We start from the raw sequence: 9,424 nt of genomic DNA on the forward strand, positions 1-9,424 counted from the left end.
CGTCGTCGCCGCGGACCGGTGGAAGCTCGGCCAGCTCGCGCCCGGGCACACGGTGCGGTTCGTGCCCGTCCGCGCCGAGCACGCCGCGTCGCGCCGCGCACTCGGCGTCGCCCGTCGCGCCGGGCTGTCGCTGGTGGTCTCGCCCGGCGGCGACGGCGACGACGGCGTCCTCGCCCGCCGCGACGGCGACACCGCCGTCACCTACCGGCGCAGCGGCGACGACAACGTCCTGGTCGAATACGGTGACATGACGCTCGATCTCGCGCTGCGGGCCCGCGTGCACGCGCTGCACCGGCGGCTCGACACCGAACGCCCCGCGGGCCTGCTCGAACTCACCCCCGGCATCCGGTCGCTCCAGGTCAAGGTCGACCCCGACGTGCTGCCGGTGCCGACGCTGCTCGATCTGCTCGCCGAGGCCGAGGAGCAGCTCCCGGCGAGCGACGAGCTCGTGGTGCCGAGCCGGCGGGTGCGCCTGCCCCTGTCGTGGGACGACCCGGCCACCCGCGAGGCGATCCAGCGGTACATGCACGGGGTGCGGGCGGATGCGCCGTGGTGCCCGTGGAACATCGAGTTCATCCGCCGGATGAACGGCCTCGATTCGGTGAACGACGTGTTCGACACCGTCTTCGCCGCCGACTACATGGTGCTCGGTCTCGGCGACGTGTACCTCGGGGCGCCGGTCGCGACCCCGCTCGACCCGCGGCACCGGCTCGTGACGACCAAGTACAACCCGGCCCGCACGTGGACGCCGGAGAACGCCGTCGGCATCGGCGGGGCGTACCTGTGCATCTACGGCATGGAGGGCCCGGGTGGCTACCAGTTCGTCGGCCGCACGACCCAGGTGTGGAACCACCGCCACCCGCAGGCCGCGGGCCCGTTCGAGGCCGGCACACCGTGGCTGCTGCGCTTCTTCGACCGGATCTCCTGGTATCCCGTCGAACCGGAGGAGCTGATGGACCTGCGCGCCGACCTCGCGGCGGGCCGCGGCGGGGGGGTGGACATCACCGACGGCACGTTCTCCCTGGCCGAGCACCAGCGGTTCCTGGCCGGCAACGCCGCGTCGATCGACGCCTTCCAGCAGGTGCAGTCGGTGGCGTTCGCCGCCGAGCGCGCCCGCTGGGAGGCCGCGGGCGCGTAGCACCGGTGTGTCCTTCGGGCTGTTCCTGCCGCCCGAAGGACGCACCGGCGGCGCAGCCGCCTACACGACGGCGTCGGCCTCGATCTCGATGAACAGGCCCTTGTCGATGAGGCTCGAGACCTCGAGGATGGTGGAGGCCGGGCGGATCTCGCCGAACACCTCGCCGTGCACGAGCGCGGCCTCCTCCCATGTCGACATGTCGGTGAGGTACATGCGCGTGCGGATCACGTCCGTCAGCGAGGCGCCGGCCTCGCCGAGCGCGGCCTCGATGGTCTTCAGTGCGGCGCGCGTCTGGTCGGCGAGCGTGTCGCCGGCGCCGGTGGTGCCGGACACGGCGATCTGGTTGCCGATGCGCACGGCGCGGGAGTAGCCGATCCTGGGCTCCCATTCGGAGCCGGACGAGATGTTCACACGGGTCATGGCCCGGAATTCTGTCAGGCCGCCCCCGCCGCCCCGCGCTTGACTGTCGTTAGCACGTATGTTCGACTGGCTGCATGCGGTGGGCGGCACAGACTCTCGACGTCGACGACGGCGCGCTCCCCGGCCTCGAACGGGCCGGGCTCGTCCGCAGCGTCCAGACCCCCGAGTTCGAGGGCATCACCTTCCACGAGGTGCTGTGCAAGAGCGCGCTCAACAAGACCCCCGAGGCGTCGAACCTGCCGTTCCGCTTCACCGTCAACACTTTTCGCGGCTGCTCGCACGCGTGCCGATACTGCTTCGCCCGACCGACCCACGAGTATCTCGACCTCGACGCGGGCCGCGACTTCGACAGCCGGATCGTGGTCAAGACCAACGTCGCGGCCGTGCTGCGCCGCGAACTCGCGCGACGGTCGTGGAAGCGCGAGCACGTCGCCCTGGGCACCAATACCGACCCGTACCAGCGGGCCGAGGGCCGCTACCGGCTGATGCCCGGCGTCATCCGGGCCCTCGCCGAATCCGGCACCCCGTTCTCGATCCTGACCAAGGGCACGCTGCTGCGCCGCGACCTGCCGTTGCTCACCCTCGCCGCCGGGCAGGTCGACATCGGCGTCGCCGTCTCCCTCGCGATCGGCGAGCCCGACCTGCAGAAGCAGATCGAACCCGGCACCCCGTCGCCCAAGGCACGTCTGGACCTGATCCGGGCCGTCAGCGACGCCGGGCTGCCCTGCCACGTCATGGTCGCACCGGTCATCCCGTGCCTCACCGACTCCACCCGGCACCTCGACGATCTGCTCGGTGCGATCTCGGCGGCGGGGGCGACCGGCGTGACGGTGCTGCCGATGCATCTGCGCGGCGCCACCCGCGGCTGGTTCCTGTCGTGGCTGGGTCAGGAGCACCCCGCCCTGATCCGGCGGTACCGGCAGATCTACGGCCGCGGCGCGTACGTCTCACCGGAGTACAAGACGTGGTTGAAGGACCGCGTCGATCCGCTGGTGTCCCGCTACGGGCTCGGCGCGCGCGTGGCCGAGCACCGGCGCCCGGTCGCAGCGCCGCCGCGGCCGGCAGCCGAGTCGGCGGACCCCACCCTGTTCTGAGCGGCGCTGCGGAACTCGGGACACGACGTCGCCCCCCGGGGTGAGGCAGGTACCCGCGAGGGCGACACCGGCCGGTCGGTCAGGTGGTTTCCGGGACCACGTCGGCGACGCCGGCGTTCGCGTCCACCGGCGCAGCCGGAGCGCCACTGCGGCGCTGCCGGTACACGCCGACTCCGACGACGACGGCGGCGAGGGCCGAGGACGTCAGCATCTGGCTGCGCGTGCTCTCCAGGGCAATCATGCCGGCGCACAGCGCGACGATCGCCGCGATGGTGAACCAGGTGAGGTACGGGAAGAGCCACATCCTCGGCGACAGCTCCCGGCCCTGGGCCTCGAGCGAGCGGCGCATGCGCAGCTGGGACGCGGCAATGACGAGCCACACGAACAGGGCGATCGCTCCGGAGGAATTGACCAGGAACAGGAACACCGTCTCGGGGTAGAGGTAGTTCAGGCCCACGGTGAGGAAGCCGACCACGGTGGAGACGAGAACCGCGTTGCGGGGCACACCGGACCGTCCGATGGTGGCCAGCGACGGCGGGGCGTCACCGCGGCGCGACAGGGAGAAGATCATGCGGCTGGCGGTGTACAGGCCCGAGTTCAGGCACGAGAGCACCGACGTCAGCACGATGACGTCCATGATGGTGGCGGCCGCCGGGATGCCGAAGGAGTCGATGACCGCCACGTACGGGCTCAACGCCACCGAGGCGTCGTCCCACGGCAGCAGGGTGACGACGACGGCGATCGAGCCGATGTAGAAGATCAGGATCCGCCACACGACCGACCGCACCGCCTTGCGCACCGCCTCGGCCGGGTTGGCGGACTCGCCGGCGGCGATGGTCGCGATCTCGGCTCCGAAGAAGGAGAACACCACGACGAGGACCCCGGCGAGTACGGCACCTGTCCCGTTGGGGAAGAAGCCGCCGTGACCGGTGAGGTTGCTCAGTCCCGGCGCCTCGACGCCGGGCAGAAAGCCGCAGATCGCGAGGACGCCGAGTACGAGGAACGCCACGATCGCCGTGACCTTGATGGCGGCGAACCAGAACTCGAACTCGCCGAACGACTTCACCGACGCGATGTTGGTCAGCGTCAGCACGACCATGAGCACCAGCGCCCACGTCCACTGGGGCACGCCGGGAATCCAGCGGTTCATGATCACCGCGCCGGCCGTCGCTTCGATGCCCAGGACGATGATCCAGAACCAGGCGTAGAGCCATCCGATGGAGAACCCGGCCCATCGGCCGATGGCCCGGTCGGCGTACGCCGAGAACGACCCCGTCTGCGGATTCGCCGCCGCCATCTCGCCGAGCATGCGCATGACGAGCACGACGACCACCCCGGCGAGTGCGTAGGCGACCAGCACCCCGGGACCGGTCTCCCGGATCGCAGCGCCCGAGCCGACGAACAAGCCTGCACCGATGACACCCGCGATCGCGATCATCGACAGGTGCCGCTTCTCGAGCGTGTGCCTCAGCTCGGGCTGATCGCTGTTCGACATGGGAACCCCTTCACAACCAGGTTTGGTATCGAGTGTGATGTACCTCTCGACCGCCTGAGTCTGAGGTTCCCGCTCCGCCGCTGTAATAGACACATCGGCGAGCCGTCGATCCCGACGTTCGACGAAACGGCAGATGCGCGGCGCCGGCCTGGGCTTTTCCGGCGGTCCGAGCGGTCGCGCGGGAGTCGACTTAACGGGAAGTTAACGGGGGTGGTCCGGACAAAGTCGGCATCTCGGTCGCCGCGGCGAGGGCGGACGCCGGGCCGGTCGCGTGGCCGGCCCCGGGCGGACCGGTGCGCGGTTATGCCGGGTCGGTCCGTTCCCGCACGAGGATCCACCGGTTGCTGCCGCCCCGCCTGCGGTAGGACAACTCGTCCAGCGCCGCCAGGGCGATCGCCAGGCCCCGGCCCCGCTCGGCCATGTCCCCGGGCATCCGGACCGTCTCGAGGTCGACGCGCGCGGGCCGGCCGTCGTCGTGGAAGCAGGCCTCGATCCGGTCCGGGGACAGGCGCAGCTCCAGCCGCATCGTGACCGGAGCGCCGTCGCCTGCGTGCTCGACGATGTTGGCGGCGATCTCGGCCACCGCGATCTCGAACGGGAAGCGATCCTCGTCCTCCACCTGCCCCGCGCACATCATCTTCTCGATCAGCGCGTGCACGTCGGTGAGCGTGTCGGCGCCCGTGACGGTCGTCAGGGCCCAAGATCCCGCGCCGGGGTCAGTCGCCATCGAACGCGGCGTCCGCGGAGTCGTACGTGCGCAGCACGCGGTCGAGGCTCGTCAGCGACAGCACGCTGCGCACCTGCGCCGTGGGCGCCGCCAGCCGCAGGTCCCCGCCGGCCTGCCGGGCGGCCTTGAGCCCCGACACCAGCGCCCCGAGCCCCGACGAGTCGATGAACTCGGTGGCGCCGAGGTCGACGACGACGCGGGCGGACCCGCCCTCGACGAGGCCGCGCAGCTGTTCCCGCAGCCGCGGTGCGGCGACCATGTTCAGCCGGCCCTCGGGCCGGACCACCACCACGTCCGAGCCGGTGGTGCGGGTTGCGAAGTGCGTCATCGTCTTCCTTCCATGTCGGGCCCGCGGTAGCGGACCGCCGGTATCACCACACTCAGGATCGCCAGGTCGAACAGCACCCAGAACAGGTTGACGCCGACGCCCAGCACCGAGCTCGCGCCCAGATACAAGCGCACCACGCCCACCACCGACGCGATCACCAGCAGCGCCATGGCCGCGATCTGGTACCGCACCTTGCCCCACGGGAGCGTGGCGCGGCCCTGCCGCGTCTTCGGGGTCACCGCGAAGTCGAGGGGCTTGTGCAGGTACACGTTGCGAAACGCCGTCCAGCACGCCTTGATCCACACCGGGAACAGCGCCAGGCTGTACTGCTGCCCCCGCCAGGTCGGGGTGCCCCGACCGACCACGAAGAACAGCAGCTGGTTCAACAGCAGGAACGGGATGAGCCGGCCGAAGAAGTCCCAGCTGTAGGCCTGCACGGGCAGCACTCCGAAGATCAGGTAGATCACCGGCGCGGCGATGTAGGCGACGGCCGCGAAACCCGCGAGGTAGCTCCACATCGTCGCCCAGTACATCAGCCGCTGCGGGATCGTCAATCCTCGCTGCACGAGCGGATTCTCCCGCAGCATCACCTGGATCGTGCCCTGCGCCCAGCGCAGCCGCTGGGTGAGCATCGTGCCCACGTCCTCCGGCGCGAGACCGTGCGCGAGCACCTCGTGGTGGTAGACCGACTTCCAGCCCACCCCGTGCAGGCGCATCGACGTGGCCATGTCCTCGGTCACCGAGATCGTTGCCAGCGCCAGCGTCGGTTCGGCCTCGTCGTCGCGGCTGACGTCGACGGCGCGGATCATCGTGCGGATCGACTCGAGTGCCCCGAGCGGCGACCACTCGCGGTCTGCGAGGCGCGACAGTGTCGTCTCGTCGAGCAGAACTCCGTCGGCGTCGGACCCGGGGGTGGCGGTCAGGGCGGCGATCGCCTCCAGGTCTGCGCGGATCGATCCGGCGTCCGCGTCGACCACGGCCCGCGCGGCCTCGTCCACGCTCTGCTGGAACCGGTAGGTCACCTCGGCGAGCGGCTGTCCCTGCCGGACGGCCGCGCGGGCCGTGCGCACGGCCACCCGCACCGAATCGAGGGCGGCGAGAACCTCCGGCTGGTTCGCACCGACCTCGGATCGCGCCCGGTCGAGCACCTTGCCGGCCGTGCGCAGCGCCCGCACCACGCCCTCCTCGACGGCACGGACGTAGCCGGTGATGCCCAGCTGCATCAGCGCCTCGCGGCGCAGGATCGCGTTCGAGCCGCAGAAGAAGGCGGCGTTCCAGCCGTCCTTGCCCTGCTGGATCGGGCCGTAGAACAGCGGGGCCTGGCTGCCCAGCGGATCGGAGTCCGGCACGTTGACGAAGTACTGCGGTGTCTGCACCAGGGCCGTCCGCTCATCCTCGAAGTAGCCGAGGGTGCGGTGCAGGATCTCCGGGTCGGGCACCTGGTCGGCATCGAGGACGAGGATGAACTCGCCGTGCGTGTGCAGCAGGGCGTTGTTGAGGTTGCCCGCCTTGGCGTGCCGGGGCTTGTTCGTCCAGCTGGCCGCCCGCGTCATGTACCGGACCCCGAGTTCGGCTGCGGCGCGCTCCAATTCGGGCCGCTCCCCGTCGTCGAGGATCCATGTCTCGTGCGGATACCGGATGCGTGCCGCCGCCTCGGCGGTCCCGATCACCAGGTCGACCGGCTCGTTGTAGGTGGTGATGAAGACGTCGACGGTCAGCCCGTCCGGCGGGACCGGCGGCGCGGCCCGCCGGCGCCACCGCCACATCGTGAGCCCGAACAGCATCGAGTCGATCAGGCTGTACGTCTCGGCGACGACGAGTGGCACCGCGATCCACCACGCGGACCAGTTGACGGAGAACAGCCAGCGCCACACCACGTAGTTCACGCCGAGCAGCACCGTCGCGGTGATCAGGATCCGCAGGCCCGGCGACGGGTAGCGGTCCGCACCGGCCGCATTCATGCGTCCTCGCAGCGACGGACGGCGACGACGGTGACGTCGTCCATCGGTGGGTTGCCTTCGGCCAGCGCCCGCGCCGCCTCGGTCAGGTCGTGCGGCGTCGCATGGTCGGCCACGAACCGGTACAGGGCCTCCCGGTCGCTGTGCTCGTCGAGCAGGTCGAGCAGCCCGTCGGAGCAGATCACCAGCGTGTCACCGGGTTCGAGGCGCGTGCACTGCGCCTGCCACGACGTCTCGCGGAGCACGCCGACGGGTAGTCCGGTGCCGGCCAGCGGCACCACGGAGCCGTCGCGACGGCGGATCGCGGCCAGGCCGTGCCCGGCGTCGACGTAGTCCACCGACCCGGTGGCGAACTCGACGGCGGCATGGAACACGGTGACGAAGGTGCCGGTGTGTTCGCAGTCGTCCGTGAGGTTCTCGGCGGCGGCGCCGAGCGCGGCGCCCGTGTCCAGGACGCTGCACGCCTCGGCGTGGCTGAACCGCTCCATCACCCGGGACGCGCCGCGGAACGTGGAGCGCACCGCCGAGGACAGGATCGCCGCGCCGAGGCCCTTGCCCATCACGTCGGCGACGGTGACGACCAGCCCGCCGCGCAACCGGTAGTGGTCGTAGAAGTCGCCGCCGACCACGAACGCCGGAATGCACACGGCCTGCACCTCGAATCCGGGCAGCCCGGTCAACGGGCGCGGCAGCAGCTGGGCCTGCATCGCGGCGGCGCGATCGAGTTCGTCGGCGCGCTGCAGTTCCCGCTGCGCCCATTCGGCGAGTTCGGCGAACGCGTCGAGCTGGTCGGGGTCGAGTGTCCGCGGCTCGGTGTCGTAGATGCAGAACGTGCCGACGGGATGACCCGCGGGACCGTACAACGGGTAGCCCGCGTAGAAGCGGACGCCGTCGGCGCCGCCGACACCGGGAATGCCGGCGAACCGGGGGTCGGCGGAGGCGTCCTCCACGATCAGCGTCGGATCGCCGGGATGGTGGTAGGTGCGCGCAATCGTGGTCTTGCACATGCTCTCCTCGCGCGGCACCTGTACGAGGTCGAGCCCCTGGAGGGACTTGAACCAGAGCCGGTCCCGGTCGAGCAGTGCCACACTCGCCATGGGCACCCCGAACACGTGTCGGGCCATGCGGGTGATCTGCTCGAACCGGTCTTCTCGGGGCGTGTCGAGGATCTCCAGCCGTTCGAGGTCGCGGACCCGCTGGTCCTCGAGGTCGTCGGGGAGGTGCGAGGCGTCGGTCGTCATGTCAGCGCTGCCCCCTCTGCAGGGCTTCCGCCAGCGCGGCAGCCGCTTCCGGGGTGCTCGCCAGCCGCCAGTCGGTTTCCTTGTCGTGATCGAACCAGACGAACGCCGCCACATCCGTCCGGTCGTCGAGGAAGGAGATCAGGTCGCCGACCCAGTCCGGCTTCGACCCGCCGACGTCGGTGCTGCCCACCTCGGTGACCACGATCGGCTTGCCCGGCGCGATCCGGCCGAGCTCGTCGAGGGTCTCCTCGAACAGCTCCCGCGGCGACGTCCAGCGGCTCCACGGCTGCGTGGCGCCCCAGTTGTATCCGTCGGCCCCAACCACGTCGACATACTCCGCCCCCGGGTACAGGTCCGCGATCATGCTGCTGCCCTCGAACGAGACGTTCGGAGCCCACACCCATTTCACGTTGGCCACCCCTTTCGACGCGAACAACTCGTGCACGTGACGCCACGCGGCGACGTAGACGTGCGGCGGTGTCCCCCCGGCCGGACTCCAGGGGTACCAGGTCCCGTTCGGCTCGTGCGCGAAACGCAGGTAGACGGTCGAACCCCACGCGGCGAGCTCGTCGGCCCAGCGGTAGAGGTAGTCGTCGTGCACGCCCGCGGCGATCGACGCCATCGTGAACTCGCCGCGCTCGTACCGCCCGTCGCCGAGCCAGCGCCACGGCTCCCACGTGACGATCGGGTCGGCGCCCAGCCGCCGCACGGCGGCGAGCCCCGCGACGGGCGGCGGCGAGGCGAAGTCGGAGAACGACAGCACCACGGTTGGGGGAGTGCCCGCGATCTCGGCGACCCGTTCGAACTCGTCGACGGCGGTCGGGCCGCCGGGCGTGCTCACGCCGAATCGCAGGCACGCGCCGACCGGCTCGTGCAGCGGCGTGATCGCGGCGCCGCAGTCGATCGCCGGCGCGCATCCCACGGCGGTCGACACCGCGACGGCGAGGCCCGCCGCGACCGCCGCCGGGCGAGGATGTCCGTTTCTCACCGCTCCACCCTCGCATCCCGGACGAACCGTCGCCG

At 70.9% G+C, this 9,424-nt stretch carries 9 protein-coding genes; 2 read left to right on the top strand and 7 right to left on the bottom strand.

What is annotated here, in order from left to right; all coding sequences use genetic code 11:
* The coding region (locus CQZ88_RS31525) for a carboxyltransferase domain-containing protein (protein ID WP_258008717.1) at positions 1-1,138 on the top strand (1,138 nt) is incomplete at its 5' end.
* Positions 1,139-1,198: 60 nt separating this feature from the next.
* On the opposite strand, the gene CQZ88_RS21505 is transcribed toward CQZ88_RS31525, so the two are convergent.
* Positions 1,199-1,558: a RidA family protein gene (locus CQZ88_RS21505; RefSeq protein WP_029543516.1), complete on the bottom strand. Its 360-nt coding sequence runs from the start codon at positions 1,556-1,558 to the stop codon at positions 1,199-1,201.
* A 74-nt stretch (positions 1,559-1,632) separates the two neighbouring features.
* On the opposite strand from CQZ88_RS21505, the gene CQZ88_RS21510 reads away from it, so the two are divergent.
* Positions 1,633-2,652, top strand: coding sequence for an Rv2578c family radical SAM protein (locus CQZ88_RS21510; protein ID WP_006930639.1), 1,020 nt, complete (start codon positions 1,633-1,635; stop codon positions 2,650-2,652).
* Positions 2,653-2,731: 79 nt separating this feature from the next.
* Here the strand turns inward: CQZ88_RS21510 and CQZ88_RS21515 are convergent, their stop codons facing one another.
* From CQZ88_RS21515 to CQZ88_RS21540, 6 genes are all read right to left on the bottom strand, one after another.
* Complete coding sequence (locus tag CQZ88_RS21515; RefSeq protein ID WP_102800289.1) at positions 2,732-4,147, bottom strand: amino acid permease; 1,416 nt, start codon at positions 4,145-4,147, stop codon at positions 2,732-2,734.
* A gap of 301 nt (positions 4,148-4,448) precedes the next feature.
* Positions 4,449-4,874 carry an ATP-binding protein gene (locus CQZ88_RS21520; protein WP_006930643.1) on the bottom strand — a complete coding sequence of 142 codons (426 nt, stop codon included), beginning with the start codon at positions 4,872-4,874 and terminating at the stop codon, positions 4,449-4,451.
* A complete protein-coding gene (locus CQZ88_RS21525; protein ID WP_006930645.1) occupies positions 4,864-5,202 on the bottom strand; it encodes an STAS domain-containing protein in 339 nt (112 codons plus the stop codon). Before CQZ88_RS21525 ends, CQZ88_RS21520 begins: the two co-directional genes overlap by 11 nt.
* Positions 5,199-7,163, bottom strand: a complete 1,965-nt coding sequence (locus tag CQZ88_RS21530) for a glycosyltransferase (protein WP_102800290.1) — start codon at positions 7,161-7,163, stop codon at positions 5,199-5,201. Before CQZ88_RS21530 ends, CQZ88_RS21525 begins: the two co-directional genes overlap by 4 nt.
* Positions 7,160-8,401: a PP2C family protein-serine/threonine phosphatase gene (locus tag CQZ88_RS21535; RefSeq protein WP_006930649.1), complete on the bottom strand. Its 1,242-nt coding sequence runs from the start codon at positions 8,399-8,401 to the stop codon at positions 7,160-7,162. Before CQZ88_RS21535 ends, CQZ88_RS21530 begins: the two co-directional genes overlap by 4 nt.
* 1 nt (position 8,402) lies before the next feature.
* Entirely contained in the window at positions 8,403-9,389 is a 987-nt protein-coding gene (locus CQZ88_RS21540) for a glycoside hydrolase family 26 protein (RefSeq protein WP_006930651.1), read from the bottom strand.
* Between the last annotated feature and the right edge of the window lie 35 nt (positions 9,390-9,424).

Origin of the sequence: Rhodococcus sp. ENV425 (assembly GCF_002887785.1) — a bacterium.
Lineage (GTDB): Bacteria > Actinomycetota > Actinomycetes > Mycobacteriales > Mycobacteriaceae > Rhodococcus > Rhodococcus aetherivorans.